This window comes from Halomonas daqiaonensis (assembly GCF_900109725.1).
Classification (GTDB): domain Bacteria; phylum Pseudomonadota; class Gammaproteobacteria; order Pseudomonadales; family Halomonadaceae; genus Halomonas; species Halomonas daqiaonensis.
Map to the genome: position 1 here is coordinate 1 of NZ_FOBC01000018.1, position 15,410 is coordinate 15,410.

A 15,410-nucleotide genomic window follows, 5' to 3' on the forward strand; every position below is an offset into this window, starting at 1 on the left:
GTGTATCACCGGCTACCGGATCGCATCCGCGCCCACGCGCTGATTTGCTTCCTCGCCCTGGTGCTTTACCGCGTGCTGCGAATGCGCTTGAAGGCCAGTGATAACCCACTGTCACCGACGAGGGCGCTGGAAATTGCCCGCAAGATCCAGTTCCACCAGGTCCTGCTTCACCGTCGCGAGACGGCGAGCGGCCTAACCAAATTGAAGCCTGAACAACGCGACCTTTTCGAGGCGATTGGGCTACCGGCACCTGCCGCATCCCGCTTGTAGTGCCAATTTTCGAAATGCGTATCCAGGCTAATCAATAGTTTACGCTTCTATCTGTCGAACTCGGGGGAGTTTGGGGCCGATACCACGGTAGCCTTTGCCTCGATGTGGCTGCTGGTTCGAAGGAGTAAACCCTGACTACTCTTCTTTGAACCAACCGATCGGCTCGGGCACCATCCTGATTTCGCTTACGGGCGCATGGAATGCCAACCACCAAGGACGCGACATGGCTCACCTGCAACGCATCGTGATGATTCACGGCCATCTCGAGGGGGTGGTGGAACTCAGTGTGGACGGCCACACCAACATTTGTGGCACCAATGCTTCAGGCAAGACCACCCTGCAGCGTCTGGTGCCGGTGTTCTACGGTGAGCAGCCCAACAAGGTGGTGCCGAAGACCCGACTCAAGTTCGACGCCTTCTATCTGCCACACCGCAACAGCTATCTCGTCTATGAGTATCGTCGCGAGGAGGGCGACGTCTGTCAGGCAGTGCTGACACGCAAGAGTGATGGCGGTGTCGAGTATCGCTTCGTTGGGGATCCCTACCGCCCAGAGGATTACCTGGTGGAAAGCGAAGGCGGCGTCACTGCTCTGGATTACGCCCAGTGGGCCAACGGCCTTCGCCGCCAGGGTGTCTCGGTCTCGCCTAAGCTTGGTGCCACCTCTGAATACCGCTCGGTGATCCAGAACGACTTCACCCAGCTTGGCGTCTCCCAACCCCGCGGCAACAGCAAGGAGGGGCTGCGGCTGCGTCAGGTCGCCGCCCGCTTTAGCCTGGTGCGACCCGGGCAGCGCATCCGCCACATGGAGAAGCTGGTCTCGGCGGTGCATGCCAAGGAGGGCAAGATGGACACCCTCAAGACCATGCTGGCGGCGATCTTCGAGGAGGATGGCGTCGAGCTGCCGGTCACTCGTATCCGCAACACCAAGGCACGGGAGTGGATTGCGCGCATGCGTCAGTCGATGCGCCTGGAGCCGCTTCAGCGCTCGCTGGCTGCCCTGGAGAGCCTCGATCGCGAGATCGCTGATATCGAGACCTCGCTGTGGCAGCTGCGGCCCCAGCTCGAGGCTGACCACCACCGCGCCGATCGCGAGAGCGCAGACCTCGAGGCGCAGATCCAGAGCCAGCAGCGCGCCTTCCAGGCACGGGAGGAGGCCTACGAGGAAACACGCTATGCGCTGAATGAACGCTTGAGTTCGCTCGATAGCGAGCTGAGCAAGGCGCGAGCCGACCTTGACGACCTGCAGCGCCAGTTCGAGGCCTTCGAGGAGGCCGACATGCCGAGTCTCGAACAGGACCTCAAGGCGCTGCCCCAGTGGCGTGACCAGCAACAACAGCTGCGTGACCACCTGGAACTGATGCAGCAGGTGGTAAAGGAGAGCAGGGCCAGGCTGGAGGCGCGTCTGGTGGAGCTGGGCGACTCCCTTGAGCAGCGCCGCGATGAGCTTCAGGCGCTGATCGATGCGCTGGGCGAGGAGAAGGAGGCTTGTCGCGATCAGCAGAACGATGCCGAAAGCCGCCTGGACGTCGACTACCAGGCCCGCCGCCAGGCCCTGGACGACGACTATCGCACCCGCCTGGAGACGATCACTGTCCGGCTCTCCGAGCTCAAGGCGCAGCTTTCCCATAGTGCCCAGACCCCGGAAGAGATCCGCGAGGCGGAGCAGGCCCAGGCCCGGGTCGACCAGGCTCAAAACGAGCAGAGTGCTGCTTCTGCCGCCATGGAGAACGTGCGAGCCGAACTCGATGAGCGTAAGCAGGAGCGCGAGGGCGCCGATCGGGAGCTGGAAAGAGCCCGAGCACAGCGCACCCGCATCGAGACGCACTGCGAAGCCCTGCTGATCCAGCGCGACCCTGCGCAGGGCAGCCTGCGCCACTTTCTGCGCCACCATCGTCCGGGCTGGGAGCAGGGCCTGGGCAAGGTGATCGCTCCCGAGCTCCTCGAGCGCCGTGACCTGGCGCCCCAGCTCAACGACACCGCCAGCGACGACCTTTACGGACTGACGCTGGACCTGGCCGCCATCGCAATGCCCGATTACGCCCAGGACGAGGCCAGCCTGCTAGCCGAGATCGAGGCTGCAGAAGCGGCAGTGGGCGAAGCCCAGGAGACCGAGAAAGGCGCCGAGAAGGTGCTGCGCGCCTGCCACCAGAAGGTCCAGGAGATGGACGCGCGCCTCGACCGCGCCCGTAGCGCCCGACGTCGCGCCGCTGAGGAGGTGGACTACGCTTTGCAGGCACGCAGTCAGTGCCAGCTGCGCCACGCCGCCGCCCAGCAGGAACGCCAGGCCGCCTGTCGCGAGGCGTTGGAGGAGCAGGAGGCTATTCAGCAGACGCTGCGCGATGAGCAACGCCAGGCCCTGGAGTCGCTGGCTGATGGCCACCGGGCGCAACGCCTGGAGCTGACCGCCGACTTCCAGGGGCGGCTGGCCGGCTTCGATCAGCAGATCGTTCAATACCGCCGCCAGCTGGACGACCACAAGGAGGAGAATCGCCGCCAGCGTGACGAGCTGCAGGCCGCCTTCGACCGCGAGCTGACGGACCAAGGCGTCGACCCGGTCACCGTGCGCGAGACCCGCTCACGCCTTAAGGATCTGGATCAGCGCATCCGCCAGACCATGGGCCGGCAGGACGAGCTGGATGCCTATAGCCGCTTTATGCGTGTCGACTGGGGCGAGCGCAAGCCGCGCCTGGTAGAGAGGGAGGCCGAACTCTCCCGCGAGCGCCAGCAGGCCGAGCGCGAACGCGAACAGCACAGGGTTGAATTCCGTACCGCTCGCAGTGAGCACCAGGCGGCGGTGAGCGCGCTGAAGACCCATCGCGACGCAGCCAGGGCGCTGGCTGAGACCCTTGTTCCTCTGCTCGCCAAACTCGAAGCCTTGAGTCTCGAGCCTGCCCTGGAACCTGTCGCCGAGTCCCCGGGCGATGCCGATGAACGCATCGAGCGTGTTCGCCAGGGGCTTGCCGACCACGCCCGGCGCCTGGACGACCTGCGCCGCGGCTGCGAGAAGATCGAGTCCGAGCTGGTCAAGGGTGCCAGTGCCGACTTCCAGGATACCCTGGCGGCCGAGCGCGCCAGGCTCGAGGGCGAGAGTCCACGCCGGCTACTGCCGGTGATCGCCGGCATGCTCCAGCTGCTCGAGGGTCAACAGCAGCAGCTGCTGCAGGAGGGACGCAATCTAAGCGACGACCTCGACAAGTTCTTCACTGTGTTCCGCGACCTCAATCGGCGCATCAATGCCCAGAGCCGGCGTCTGTCCGACGAGGTGGCAGACGACCTCAGGCTCGAGGGTATTGGCAGGGCCGAAGTGAAGATCCAGTCGACCATCGACGAGCTCGGTTTCTGGGAGCCGCTCAAGCGCTTTGCCCAGCGCTATCACGAATGGCGTGACTCGGGCCAGCCGCTGCCCGGTGATGACTACCTCGATGCCCTGGCCGACGTCGTGGAGCTCTTGCGCAGTGATCAGCAGTACAGTTTCGAGAGCCTGCTTCGCCTGGAGCTGCACCTCAACGAGGGTGGCACGGATCTGGTCATCAGGAACGACCGGCAATTGCTGGAGTCCTCCAGCCATGGCATGGCCTACTTGATCCTGTGCAAGTTTCTACTCGCCTTCACCCGGTTGCTGCGCGGCCAGGCCGAAGTGGCCATCCATTGGCCCATCGACGAGATCGGTACCCTGGCCTACCACAACGTCGAGAAGCTCTTCGATGCCTGCGACAATAACCGTATCCACATCGTCGGCGCCTTCCCCAACCCGGAGTCGGATGTGCTGCTGCTGTTCCACAACCGTTACCTGATTGACCGCGATGAGGCGGCACCCAGTAAGCGACGTCTCAAGCGCATCGAACCGCGCCTGAGCCGCCTGGCGCAGCGGCTGCAGGCCCGTGCCGAGGAGGCCGCTTCATGATCGAGCGCTCTATGGTTGAACTGGGTCCCCTGATCGAACGCCTGCTGGCCGGCGAGTTCATTTGTGCGGTGAGCGACGAGAGCGCCTTCCGCCGCCTGCAGGACGACGAGGTTCGCGAGCAGCTCGATACCTACTTGCGCCCGCTCAACCGCCGGCTAGCCACCAATGACGAGGGCAGCGTCTACTTCCTGGCCTGGCGAGCGCTCGATGAGGCCGCTCGGGAGCAGCTATCACGCCAGCTGGCGGACACCGTCAACAGCCTGCTGCCGATGCTGGAGTGGCTGCAGCTGGTGCAGGAAACGCTGGGCCGCGACGGCCTGGCCGCCCCCGGTGACGTGCTCAAGCCCGCTGACTTCAGCTCGCGTTGCGAGGACAACCAGGGGCTGCGCGAGCGCCTAGAACGCCTGGCCACCGACCCCTTCTTTGGCTCCCAGAGCGATCAGCTCGATGCCCAGCTCAAGCAGGTCTTCAAGCGCTTGAAGGAGCACGGCTACCTGCTTCAGCCCCATGCGGATCGCCAGTACTTCGTGGTCACCGCCAAGATCGATTACCTGGTCGACCTGGTGCGCTTCATACGCGATGAGGAGAACCTGCCCGTGGATGACCAGGCTCCGGCTAGCCAGGAGAGCCTGCTGTGAGTGACGGCGATCCCCACGCTCTGGAGAGCCGCCTGATCAGCACCGGCGTCGAGCGTCTGGCCCTGCTCGGCAAGCACGCCGAGGCACTGATGGCCGGCTACGCCAGGGACGAGGTGCCTCTGGAGGGGCTCAGTACCACCGTACTCAACCGACTGCTGGCGGCGCGCATCCTGTGGCGGCCGGACGAGCAGGGCGGTGTGAAGCTCACCCCCAAGGTACGCGAGCTGATCGCCGAGATGCTCGCCGACGAGACGCGGCGGCACGTCAACGCCGATGTGGCCGAGACCCTGGAGCTTATCCGCACCCTGGTGCAGAGCTACCGCGAGGCTCGTGACGCCGGCGAGTACTGGCGCCAGGAACAGCAGCTATTGCGCCTGCGTCAGGAGGTAGATGACCTCAACGGCCGCTTCGCCGACGCCATCGACAGCCTGTGGCGGCGCCTCAACAGCGACTTCGGCTTCGTCAGCCGCCTGGGCGACAAGATTCGCGAGAACGAACGCGCCCAGAAGCAGATCGTTCGCCTGCTCGATGGCCTGGAACTGATCGACTTCCACGAGCTGATCGAGCTGGTAGGCAGCGATGGCACCTTGCGCAAGCTGTTGGTCAGCGGCCTGCAGCACCAGCTCACCCAGCACTACACCAGCCTGCGCGAGGTGCAGCGGCGCATGGTCGAGTTGATGGCGCGCTTCCGCCAGCAGCAGTCGCGAAGCCGCCTGGTAGCCGGCATGGCCGGCTTCCTTCGTGAGCATCCCGGCTTCGTGCCCGGCAACTACGCCCGGCGCAGCGAGGTACCGACGCTGGTCAACCGCGCCGCCCCGCTGATCGCCTCCGGCGCCGCGGCCCTGGATCATCATCCCGATACGCGAGTACTCACCGAGCTGTTGCATCAGCTGCCGCAGCCTACCCATCGACCGGACCCGGTTACCGCCGCTGGCGCCGCTGCTCCCCAGGAAGACACGCTTGTCGCCACTCGCCATCAGGCACTCAAGGAGGACGTGGAGCGCTTCTATCTCTCGGTGGTGGACCGCGGGGGTGAAAAACTGAGCGCCCTGGAGTACCTGCAGGAAGGCGAACTGGAGTGGGGTGAGGAGATCTGGCTTTTCCAGGTGATTGCCGAATTCCAGGGCCTTCCCAGAGGCGAGCAACGCGTCTTTTGTCTGCGTCAGCAGGAGAGCCAGGCCAGCTCCTTTAACCACCTGCGGCTGATCCATGACGTCAGTCTGGAACTGAGGGTGGGGGCATGAACCTGTCGTCGCGTGCTCGAAACGTGCTCCGCGAGGCTGGCCAGGCGTTGCGTAGTGCTCCAAGCATAGAGAAGCGCCGCAGCAAGGTAGTGAACGAGATCGTTGATTGGTGTCAGGAGCACGATATCGAAACCGGCCCGCGCCTCTCCCACGCCCGTCTGCAGCTAGACCGTGAGCTACTCACCCGGATTGACGAAACCCTGGCCTCTCTGGGGGAGCCTGCCATCGCGGCTGATCTCAGCGGCCTGACTACCACCGAGCAGGCCTCACTTGGTAACCGTGAGGAGAAGAGCGTCCGCGAGAAGCCTCGCGATCGACGCGTACTGGCCTGCTTTCCTGCTGCTGCGGAGCAGCGGTCGGGCCTGATCCGCCGCTGCTGCGACGTCCTCGACCTCGACTGGCACGAACTCAATCTCGACGCCTTCGACGTGCTGGTTCAGGTCGAGAATCTCGATAGCTTCTACGCACTCCCGCCGACCATTCCGGTGCTGGCCAACGGGTCCCGTCCGTTAGTGCTCTACCGTGGCGACAGCCACTACGGTGGGGCCTTCGCCAGGGTGGCCGAGGCCTGGGCTGAGAGCGCCAGGCCCCACCTCTATCTCGGTGACTTCGACGCCAAGGGGGTGAGCATCGCGCTTTCTAGCCGCGCCACCCATCTTCTGCTGCCGCCGCTCGAAGATCTTTCAGAGCGCGCCAACGCCGCGCATCTGCCGTCCGAGCAGCAGAGCTACCAGCCGGCCCTGCGTGACCACGCCGCCCGTCTGCCCGTTGGTCACCCGCTGACCGACTACCTCGTCATCCTGCTTCGAGAGCAGCGCGGCCTGCGGCAGCAGTGGTTTGGTGATTTACTGGAAGGAGTGCCGCTGAATGAATCTGGTCTATTGCATTCGTGGCACCAGCGGTAGGGCTGGCGGTCTCAATGAAGGCGCTGGAAGCGCGCGCCGAGAAACTCCCGCTACTGCCGGGCAAGGTAAGGGGGGCTGAAGGAACAAAGGATGTTGCCCGTCACCTCTGCTAAAGGATCTCACTGTCGACCAGGTTACCGTCGGAGTTAAAGAGCCGACAGAGCGGTGGGGTCAAACGCTCCTCCAGGCCGCCTCGTTGACCAGGTTGATCGGGTGTTCGCCCCGGAGTGCCAGGACCAGATTGTCCACCGCACGTTGAGCCATGGCATGGCGCGTCTCATGAGTGGCCGAGCCGATGTGCGGCAGGGCCACTACATTCGTCATGTGTGGCAGAGGCGACTCCGGCGACAGCGGCTCCTGCTCGAACACGTCCAGGCCGGCAGCGCGAATGCGGCCCATCTCCAGCGCCTCGATGAGCGCCGCCTCGTTGACGACCTGTCCGCGCGCGATGTTGACGAAGATCGCAGTGGGCTTCATCAAGGCAAACTCTCGCTCGCCGATCAGGTGCTCGGTCTCGGCGGTGAGCGGCACGGTGACACAGATGATATCTGCCTCGGCGAGCAGCGAGTCCATCTCGTGGCGCTCGGCACCGAGTTCCACCTCCAGCTCGGGCTTGGGGGAGGCTTTGGTGTAGAGGATGCGCATACCGAAGCCCAAGGCGCCGCGCCGCGCCACGGCGGCGCCGATGCGTCCGAAGCCGATCATGCCCAGGGTCTTGCCGTGCACGTCGCTGCCGAAGTGCTCGGGTCCGATCCCGGTTTGCCATTCACCACGCTTGATCAGCTCGGCCAGCTCCACGGCGCGCCGGGCGGTGGCCATTATCAGCAGAAAGCCGGTGTCGGCAGTGGTCTCGGTGAGCACGTCGGGGGTGTTGCACAGCAAGATGCCACGGCGGGTCAGCTCCTCGACGGGATACTTGTCGTAGCCCACCGAGATGGTGGCGATGGCCTCTAGGTTTGGGGCTTCCTCCAGCAATTCGGGGGTGATCGCCACGCTGGCTCCGATCAAGCCGTGGGCGTCGGGCAGCGCTGAACGGAAGGCGGGGTCGTCGGCTGAGGCCAGGTCGGGAAAGGTCTGGACTTCGAAGTCTTGGCCAAGCTGGGCCAACTGCTCGTCGTTCAGGCGGCCATAGGCGAGGATGCGTTTCTTCATTGTTAAGGCTCCTTTAGGTTCTCTTTTCCGTTGATGTTTCTATAGATTACGCACACCCGCTGGTGGGCGATCAGCCAGCTGATGCCTGTCAGACTCCGCCCCTCGAAGCTGATTCATCATGCGGTCGACAGCCAGGATCGGTAGACCCACTGTCTTCATGGGGTCGGTTTCTACCCGCTGTCAGCCCCCGTGTCGTGAGTGCCGGCCGCCAGAGCTAGGCTTGCGCCCCTGCTATCTTGCCTTAGCTTAACCTCTCTGGCCTTAAACTTTGGTCGCAATTTGATCAGTAGCCCTTGCGGAGGCCCAAGAGGGCGATTAACTTACCAGTTGTATGATGTATGACAACAACGCTGTTGTCGTTACCCCTGCGGCGGTCGGGGAGTCCCTGGCCCCGGTAAGCATGAGGACGGTTGCGTGAAGTTTTCCAGAGAAGAAGTGGTGCAAGCCATCGGCGATGGTCTGCTGTCGTTTCCCATCACGGACTTCGATCAGGAAGGTCGTTTCGATGCCGAAAGCTATCGCAAACGGCTGGAGTGGTTCATCAGCCACGACATCTCGGCTGTATTCGTGGCCGGTGGTACCGGCGAGTTCTTCAACCTGACACACGACGAATTTCGCGATGTGGTTCGAGTCGCCGTGGAGACGGTGGACGGTAAACTGCCGGTGATCGCCAGCGCTGGACTGAGTGTCGAGAGCGGCAAGGCCTATGCCAAGGCAGCCGAGGAGGTAGGTGCTGACGGTATCCTGCTGATGCCGCCCTATCTGACCGAGTGCCCCCAGGACGGGCTGGTCGAGTATGCCCGGCAGATCTGCGATTCGACCCGGCTCAACGTCATCTACTACAACCGCGGTAATGGCATCCTGGATGCCGGGTCCGTCACGGCGCTGGCCAATGCCTGCCCCAATCTGGTCGGGCTCAAGGACGGCAAGGGCGACATCCAGGCACTGAACAAGATCGTCAAGACAGTGGGTGACCGCCTGGTCTATATCGGTGGCGTGCCAACGGCAGAGATTTTTGCCGAGGCCTATCTCTCCATTGGTGTCAATACCTACTCATCGGCCGTGTTCAATTTCGTCCCCGACATGGCTGTGACCTTCTACAAGGAGCTCCGCAAGGGTAACAGCGAGGTCGTTAAGCAGATCACCCTCGACTTCTTTATTCCCTTCGTGGATCTCAGGGATCGGAAGAAAGGGTATGCCGTCAGCCTGATTAAAGCCGGCGCCGAGATCGTCGGTCGTCCGGCGGGCAGCGTACGTGCGCCCCTGACCATGCCCACCAGCCAAGAGCGCGAGACACTCGCCTCGCTGATCAAGGTGGCCGAAAGCCTGTAACGCTTTGATTCCGCCATTACTGGCTGAACCTGGACCTTGGAGAAGGTTATGTCCCGCATTGCATCCGTCGTCGTGACTCCCATCGCATTTCGCGATCCTCCCTTGCTTAATGTGAGCGGTATTCATGAGCCTTGGGCACTGCGTTCGATCATCGAGGTGGTCACCGAAGACGGCAACTATGGTCTCTCCGAGTCCTATGGCGACGAGCAGACACTGACACATTTGCAGAAGGTGGCAGCTATACTAAAAGGCATAGACGTCTTCCATCTCAACGAATTGAAAACCATCGTGGCAGAGGCCACTGCTAGTCAGTCTCAGCAGAGTGGTATTGAACTCGCGCCTGGAACTAATCAGGCAACCACATTGCCACGCGTGTTTGCCGCCTTTGAAGTCGCTTTTCTGGACCTGATCGGCAAGTTTACCGGGCGCAGTGTCTGTGATCTCTTGGGTGGCAAGGTGCGTGACGCCGTCCCCTACAGTGCTTATCTCTTCTACAAATACGAACGTCACCGGTTCGCTCAGGACGACTGGATCGATGCCTGGGGTGAGGTTCTCACCCCCGACGATGTAGTTCGTTCGGCTAGGCAGATGATCGATCAGTACGGCTTCCAGTCAATCAAGCTCAAGGGTGGAGTGTTCGAACCGGAACAGGAACTCGAGGCGATTCGCTCCCTGCGTGAGGCCTTCCCTGAACACCCGCTGCGTATCGATCCCAACGGCGGCTGGACCCCCGAGACCACCCGGCTCCTGATGCCGCAGATGGAGGGACTGCTGCAGTATCTTGAGGATCCCGCCCCCGGCAAGGATGGCATGGCCGAGGTCCATCAGTCGGCCAGCATGCCTCTGGCTACCAACATGTGCGTGATCGGCTTCTTCGATTTCCCCGAGGCTATCGCCAAACAGTCCGTGGACGTGATTCTCTCCGACCACCATTATTGGGGCGGATTGCAAGCGACGCGTGATTTGGCCCGAATCTGCGAGACGTGGGGGCTGGGGCTGTCCATGCATTCCAACTCCCATCTGGGCATCAGCCTGATGGCCATGACCCATGCCGCCGCCGCGATCGACAACCTCACCTATGCCTGTGACACCCATTATCCCTGGCAGGAGGAGGAAATCATTGTGGGTGGCAAGATTGAATTTGAGCACGGCAGCGTTCGCGTCCCCGATGCGCCTGGCCTTGGCGTCGAGTTGGATCGCGACGCACTGAAGCAACTGGCGCGCAATTATCAGGAGTGTGGCATTCGTTCGCGTAACGATGTCAAGGAGATGCAGAAGTACGAGCCCAGCTGGACCGGGAAAGCTCCTCGCTTCTGAGGCCTCAATCGAGGCAGTTTGATGTTGAACCCACAAAAGTTACAAGGATACCGACATGCAGATTCGCACCTTGGCGCATTCTGTCACTCTGGCAAGCGCCGCACTGGCGTTCGCCGGCTCCGTTCATGCCGCAGAAGATTTGAAGGTCCAGACCTCCTTCAATTCAGGTGATTTCGCCTACCAGTATCTTCAAGAGAACTGGGTACCCAAACTCAAAGAGATGACCGGTGGGGACGTCACCATCAATCTGATGCCCATCGGTAGCGTTGTGCCCTACAAGGAAACCATGGAGGCCGTGGCCATGGGGCTGTTGGATGGCGACATGACTGCCCCGGCCTATTTTACCGGTAAGGATCCGGCCTTTGCCCTGATGGGTGACCTGATTGCCGGATACGACAAGCCCTCGCAGTTCCTCGATTTCTGCCAGAACGGTGGCGGTGAGGAAGTTCTGCAAAAGGCCATCGACGCCCAGGTCGGCGACAAAGTTGAGGTGGTCGGCTGCGGCCCCTATAAGCGTGAGGCCTTGGTCGCTGCGGTCCCTATCCATAGCGTCGAGGATCTAGAGGGCGTGAAGATTCGTTCGCCGGAAGGCCTGGCGGCGGCTGTGTTTGAGCGTGCCGGGGCGACACCGGTCAACATTCCCTTCTCCGAAGTCTATACCTCGCTGCAGCAGGGCGTGGTAGATGCCGCCGATGCCTCTGCCTATGTCAACAATGATGCCTCAGGCATGCACGACATCGCAAAATACCCGATCTACCCGGGCATTCACTCCATGTCATCGCAGCAGTTCACCCTCAATCAGCAGACTTGGGAGTCGCTGAGCGAGGAGGATCAGCAGGCACTGAGTCAGTGGTTCTACGATGCCTTCCATGACCTGGCCGGCGCAGTGCAGGAGCAGGACGAGAAACTGGTGGCCCGCGACAAACAGAAAGATGACATGACTGTTATCGACTGGCCTCAAGAAGAACGTGACCAGTTCCGCGAGATCGCCCGCGGCGCCTGGGAAGCCTTCGGCGAGAAAAGTGAGCTGGCCCAGCAGGCCCTGCAGGCTCACCTTGACTACATGAAGGAGAAAGGTTTGCTCGAGGGTGAAGCTGTGACAGACGCCGCCGAGGCATCTCAGGGCGAGCAAAACTGACACGTTACCTTTCAGACCACGGCAACGATCGTTGTCGTGGTCTTCTTTCTTACTGGAGTCTGCTATGCGACTACTCAGCCGACTGGCGGCGGGTATGGACCGGATCAGTGCTTTCATCGGCTATGCCTGTGCGGTGCTGTTCTTTGCCTGCATCGTGCTGTCTGCCCTTGAGGTGGTGATGCGCTATGTCTTCGATTCCCCCACCCAGTGGACTTTTGAAACGGTCATGGCACTTTGCGCCACTGGCTGGGTGATGACTAGCGGCTATGTCACCCAGCGCAAGCGGCACATCGCCATCACCATGATGGAGCTGATCGTGCCTGCCCATGTGTGGAAAAAGATGGAGCTGGTGTCGTTGGGGGTGGCGATCTTTGCTCTGTCCGCACTGATCTGGGCCACTTGGGAGCCAGCGATGATGGCTCTGCATGGTGGGGAGAGAAGCGGCAGCTCGTTCAATCCGCTGCTGCCGGCCTACCTCAAACCGACCCTTGTGGTGGGAGCCTTCCTCTATCTCCTGCAACTGCTCGCCAACGTGGTTCACTGGTTTGAGGACCAGGCCAAGGGAGAGGCCGAATAATGGCTATCGAAGTTGTTACCTTGTTGATCGTGCTGGCCCTGCTAGCACTAATGGCCTTCGGTATTCCGCTGGGGGTTACCACGCTGACTGTGTCCGTGGTCACCGCGCTGATTTACTACGGGCCGGATGGCCTCTTTCTGGTCGCGTCCAACGTCTATCACGTGCTCGAGAAATACGAATTGGTTGCTGTGCCGTTCTTCGTGTTCATGGCCAACGTGCTGGAACGTTCGGGAATCGCTCACTCGTTGTTCGACAGCATGTCGATTCTCGGTGGTCGCGCACGTGGTTCGGTGGCTGTGCAGACCTGTGTGGTCGCGGTCATCCTCGCGGCGATGAGTGGCATCATGGGCGGCGAGATTGTCATGCTGGGCCTAATCGCCTTGCCGCAGATGCTGCGCCTTGGCTACGACCGCAACCTATCGATCGGTATTATCTGCGCCGCCGGCGCCCTAGCCACACTGATTCCACCCTCGGTGGTGATGATTGTCTACGGCCTGGCCGCCCAGGTGTCTATCACCAAGCTGTTCGCCGCCGGTGCCATACCGGGCATGGTCCTGGCCTCGATCTACATCACCTATATCCTGATTCGTTGCCGCCTCAATCCGGCGCTGGCGCCGATCAACGACATTCCCGAAACTGCGCTACCGCTGTACAAGCGCCTCAAGTACCTCAAAGGGGCGGTCCTGCCATTTATCCTAATCGGCTGCGTACTGGGTGCTATCTACACAGGTATTACCACGGTGACTGAGGCCGCCGCTATGGGTGCGGTAGGGGCGATGATCGTTGCTGCGATTCTCAAGCAGTTCTCCTACCGAATGATCCGTGATGCCATGCGCCAGACGGCACTGACCGTGGGTTCGATCATCTGGTTGGTACTCGGGGCGGTCAGCCTCGTCGGCATCTACAATCTGATCGGGGGCGTCAGCTTCCTGACGAACTTCCTGGAAGGCCTCGATGTGCCGCCGCTGGCCGTGATCGCCATCATGATGCTGATTGTCATGGTACTGGGGACCTTCCTCGAGTGGATCGCGATCATCTTCATCACTGTCCCGATTTTCGCGCCGGTGGTGGTGGGCTTGGGCTACGACCCGGTGTGGTTCGGCGTGCTGTTCGCCATGAACATCCAGATCTACTACCTCTCGCCCCCGTTCGGCCCGGCTTGCTTCTTCCTCAAGAGCGTGGCGCCAGAGGGAGTTGAGCTGCAGCACATCTTCCGCGCGGTGCTTCCCTTCATCGGGCTGCAGGTGATCGGCATGGCACTGGTGCTGTTTTTCCCACAGCTGGCGCTGTGGCTGCCCAACCTGATGTTCGGATAGGAGGTATCGACCATGAAGATGCGCAACGACGAGCTGACACGCCAGGACGACGAGCTGACCATCAGTGACTCACCAGAAGAGGTCAACCAGTTTCGCTTTGGCTTCTGGCCGGAGATCGCCGGCTTGGTGGCTACCGGAATCATCATCTGGCTCATGCTGCTATAAATAGATGACGTCATTGATTGGGGGCGCAGGTCTGAAGTTTTTAACCCTAGAGCCAAGGGTTGGTCAGGCGCCGTACCCATTGAACGACTGTAAGAGACAGCGTCCATGTTTCCCAAGATTACCAATATGAAAATCGTGCCGGTGGCCGGCTATGACGGCTTCCTGTTGAACCTCAGCGGCGGCCATGCCCCCTGGTTCATCCGCTGTGTGTTGATTCTCGAAGATGATGCCGGCAACCAGGGGGTCGGGGAGATTCCCTCGAGTGACGGCATCCTTAAAGGGCTGGAGCAGTGCCGCTCACTGGTTGAAGGCTCGAAGGTCAACAATATCAAGCAGACCTTGAACCAAGCGCGCCAAGCGCTGGCCCGAAATGGGCGCGAGGAGCGAGGACGCCAGACCTTCGATCTACGTGTGGCCGTTCATGTTGTCACCGCCATCGAGTCGGCGCTGTTCGATCTTTTCGGTCAGGCGCTGGGCATGCCAGTGGCCGACCTGCTAGGCCAGTACGGCCGTCAGCGTGATGAGGTCGAGGCCCTGGGCTATCTGTTCCTGCTCGGCGACCCGGCCAAGACCGACCTGCCCTACCCCAAAGCTGAAAATCCTAAAGATGCCTGGGACGAGGTGCGTTACCAGGAGGCCTTGACGCCGGACGCAGTAGCTAACCTGGCCAAGGCAGCCTATGAGCGCTACGGCTTCAAGGACTTCAAGCTCAAGGGCGGGGTGCTGCGTGGCGAGGAAGAGGCCGATTGCATTCACGCCCTTCATGACGCCTTCCCCGAGGCGCGTCTGACCCTCGACCCTAACGGTGCCTGGACGCTCGACGAAGCGGTGCGGGTGCTGGAACCGATCAAGCACTTGCTGAGCTACGCCGAGGATCCCTGCGGTCAGGAGGAGAGCTACTCCGGCCGCGAGACCATGGCGGAGTTCAAGAAGCGCACCGGTCTGCCCACCGCGACCAACATGATCGCGACAGATTTCAAGCAGTTGCAATACGCCGTGCAGCTCAATTCAGTGGATATCCCGCTGGCAGACTGCCACTTCTGGACCATGCAGGGTGCCGTGATGGTCGGTGAGCTATGCAACGAGTGGGGCATGACGTGGGGCTCACACAGTAACAACCACTTTGATATCTCGCTGGCGATGATGACCCATGTGGCAGCGGCCTGTCCGGGCGAGATCACCGCCATCGACACCCACTGGATATGGCAGGACGGCCAGCGCATCACCAAGAACCCGTTCCCGATCCGCGATGGCAAGCTCAAGGTGCCGACGACGCCGGGCCTGGGTGTCGAGCTGGACGAAGAGAAGCTGATGGAGGCCCATCGTCTCTACCAGTGCCTCGAGGTGACCCAGCGCAATGATGCCATGGCCATGCAGTATCTCATTTCCGGTTGGGAGTTCGATCCCAAGCGGCCGGCACTCGTGCGCTAAGTCACTCTTGGCTGTTAGACT

General features: G+C 61.6%; 12 protein-coding genes and 1 pseudogene. 12 read left to right on the top strand and 1 reads right to left on the bottom strand.

What is annotated here, in order from left to right:
• From BMY30_RS18010 to BMY30_RS13645, 5 genes and pseudogenes are all read left to right on the top strand, one after another.
• A pseudogene (locus BMY30_RS18010) lies at positions 1-270 on the top strand (IS1634 family transposase); the annotation flags it as partial.
• 223 nt (positions 271-493) lie between these two features.
• On the top strand, positions 494-4,174 hold the full coding sequence (locus tag BMY30_RS13630; RefSeq protein WP_089714758.1) for an ATP-binding protein: 3,681 nt from the start codon (positions 494-496) through the stop codon (positions 4,172-4,174).
• Positions 4,175-4,185: 11 nt separating this feature from the next.
• A complete protein-coding gene (locus BMY30_RS13635; RefSeq protein WP_089714760.1) occupies positions 4,186-4,812 on the top strand; it encodes a condensin complex protein MksE in 627 nt (208 codons plus the stop codon).
• A complete protein-coding gene (locus BMY30_RS13640) occupies positions 4,809-6,056 on the top strand; it encodes a hypothetical protein (RefSeq protein WP_089714625.1) in 1,248 nt (415 codons plus the stop codon). The genes BMY30_RS13635 and BMY30_RS13640 overlap by 4 nt, the downstream gene beginning before the upstream one ends.
• Positions 6,053-6,961 carry a DUF7281 domain-containing protein gene (locus BMY30_RS13645; protein WP_139195529.1) on the top strand — a complete coding sequence of 303 codons (909 nt, stop codon included), beginning with the start codon at positions 6,053-6,055 and terminating at the stop codon, positions 6,959-6,961. Before BMY30_RS13640 ends, BMY30_RS13645 begins: the two co-directional genes overlap by 4 nt.
• 171 nt (positions 6,962-7,132) lie before the next feature.
• Here the strand turns inward: BMY30_RS13645 and BMY30_RS13650 are convergent, their stop codons facing one another.
• Positions 7,133-8,113 (bottom strand): 2-hydroxyacid dehydrogenase, encoded by a 981-nt coding sequence (locus BMY30_RS13650; RefSeq protein WP_089714627.1) that lies wholly within the window; start codon positions 8,111-8,113, stop codon positions 7,133-7,135.
• 414 nt (positions 8,114-8,527) lie between these two features.
• Here BMY30_RS13650 and kdgD point away from each other — a divergent pair, with 414 nt between their 5' ends.
• The 7 genes from kdgD (at position 8,528) to BMY30_RS13680 (ending at position 15,389) form a co-directional block, all read left to right on the top strand.
• Positions 8,528-9,445: a 5-dehydro-4-deoxyglucarate dehydratase gene (gene kdgD, locus BMY30_RS13655; protein ID WP_089714629.1), complete on the top strand. Its 918-nt coding sequence runs from the start codon at positions 8,528-8,530 to the stop codon at positions 9,443-9,445.
• A 48-nt stretch (positions 9,446-9,493) separates the two neighbouring features.
• Entirely contained in the window at positions 9,494-10,762 is a 1,269-nt protein-coding gene (locus tag BMY30_RS13660; RefSeq protein ID WP_089714631.1) for a glucarate dehydratase family protein, read from the top strand.
• A 55-nt stretch (positions 10,763-10,817) separates the two neighbouring features.
• Entirely contained in the window at positions 10,818-11,900 is a 1,083-nt protein-coding gene (locus BMY30_RS13665) for a TRAP transporter substrate-binding protein (RefSeq protein ID WP_089714634.1), read from the top strand.
• Positions 11,901-11,994: 94 nt separating this feature from the next.
• A complete protein-coding gene (locus BMY30_RS13670; protein WP_244516217.1) occupies positions 11,995-12,477 on the top strand; it encodes a TRAP transporter small permease subunit in 483 nt (160 codons plus the stop codon).
• Complete coding sequence (locus BMY30_RS13675) at positions 12,477-13,793, top strand: TRAP transporter large permease (protein ID WP_089714638.1); 1,317 nt, start codon at positions 12,477-12,479, stop codon at positions 13,791-13,793. Before BMY30_RS13670 ends, BMY30_RS13675 begins: the two co-directional genes overlap by 1 nt.
• A gap of 12 nt (positions 13,794-13,805) precedes the next feature.
• Positions 13,806-13,958: a hypothetical protein gene (locus tag BMY30_RS17880; protein WP_170840147.1), complete on the top strand. Its 153-nt coding sequence runs from the start codon at positions 13,806-13,808 to the stop codon at positions 13,956-13,958.
• A gap of 105 nt (positions 13,959-14,063) precedes the next feature.
• Positions 14,064-15,389, top strand: a complete 1,326-nt coding sequence (locus BMY30_RS13680; protein ID WP_089714640.1) for an enolase C-terminal domain-like protein — start codon at positions 14,064-14,066, stop codon at positions 15,387-15,389.
• The last annotated feature ends 21 nt before the right edge of the window (positions 15,390-15,410 follow it).

Coding starts and splice junctions, on each gene's coding strand:
- BMY30_RS13630 (WP_089714758.1), top strand. CDS start 494: ATGGCTCACCTGCAACGCATCGTGATGATTCACGGCCATCTCGAGGGG.
- BMY30_RS13635 (WP_089714760.1), top strand. CDS start 4,186: ATGGTTGAACTGGGTCCCCTGATCGAACGCCTGCTGGCCGGCGAGTTC.
- BMY30_RS13645 (WP_139195529.1), top strand. CDS start 6,053: ATGAACCTGTCGTCGCGTGCTCGAAACGTGCTCCGCGAGGCTGGCCAG.
- BMY30_RS13650 (WP_089714627.1), bottom strand. CDS start 8,113: ATGAAGAAACGCATCCTCGCCTATGGCCGCCTGAACGACGAGCAGTTG.
- BMY30_RS13660 (WP_089714631.1), top strand. CDS start 9,494: ATGTCCCGCATTGCATCCGTCGTCGTGACTCCCATCGCATTTCGCGAT.
- BMY30_RS13665 (WP_089714634.1), top strand. CDS start 10,818: ATGCAGATTCGCACCTTGGCGCATTCTGTCACTCTGGCAAGCGCCGCA.
- BMY30_RS13670 (WP_244516217.1), top strand. CDS start 11,995: ATGGACCGGATCAGTGCTTTCATCGGCTATGCCTGTGCGGTGCTGTTC.
- BMY30_RS13675 (WP_089714638.1), top strand. CDS start 12,477: ATGGCTATCGAAGTTGTTACCTTGTTGATCGTGCTGGCCCTGCTAGCA.
- BMY30_RS17880 (WP_170840147.1), top strand. CDS start 13,806: ATGAAGATGCGCAACGACGAGCTGACACGCCAGGACGACGAGCTGACC.
- BMY30_RS13680 (WP_089714640.1), top strand. CDS start 14,064: ATGTTTCCCAAGATTACCAATATGAAAATCGTGCCGGTGGCCGGCTAT.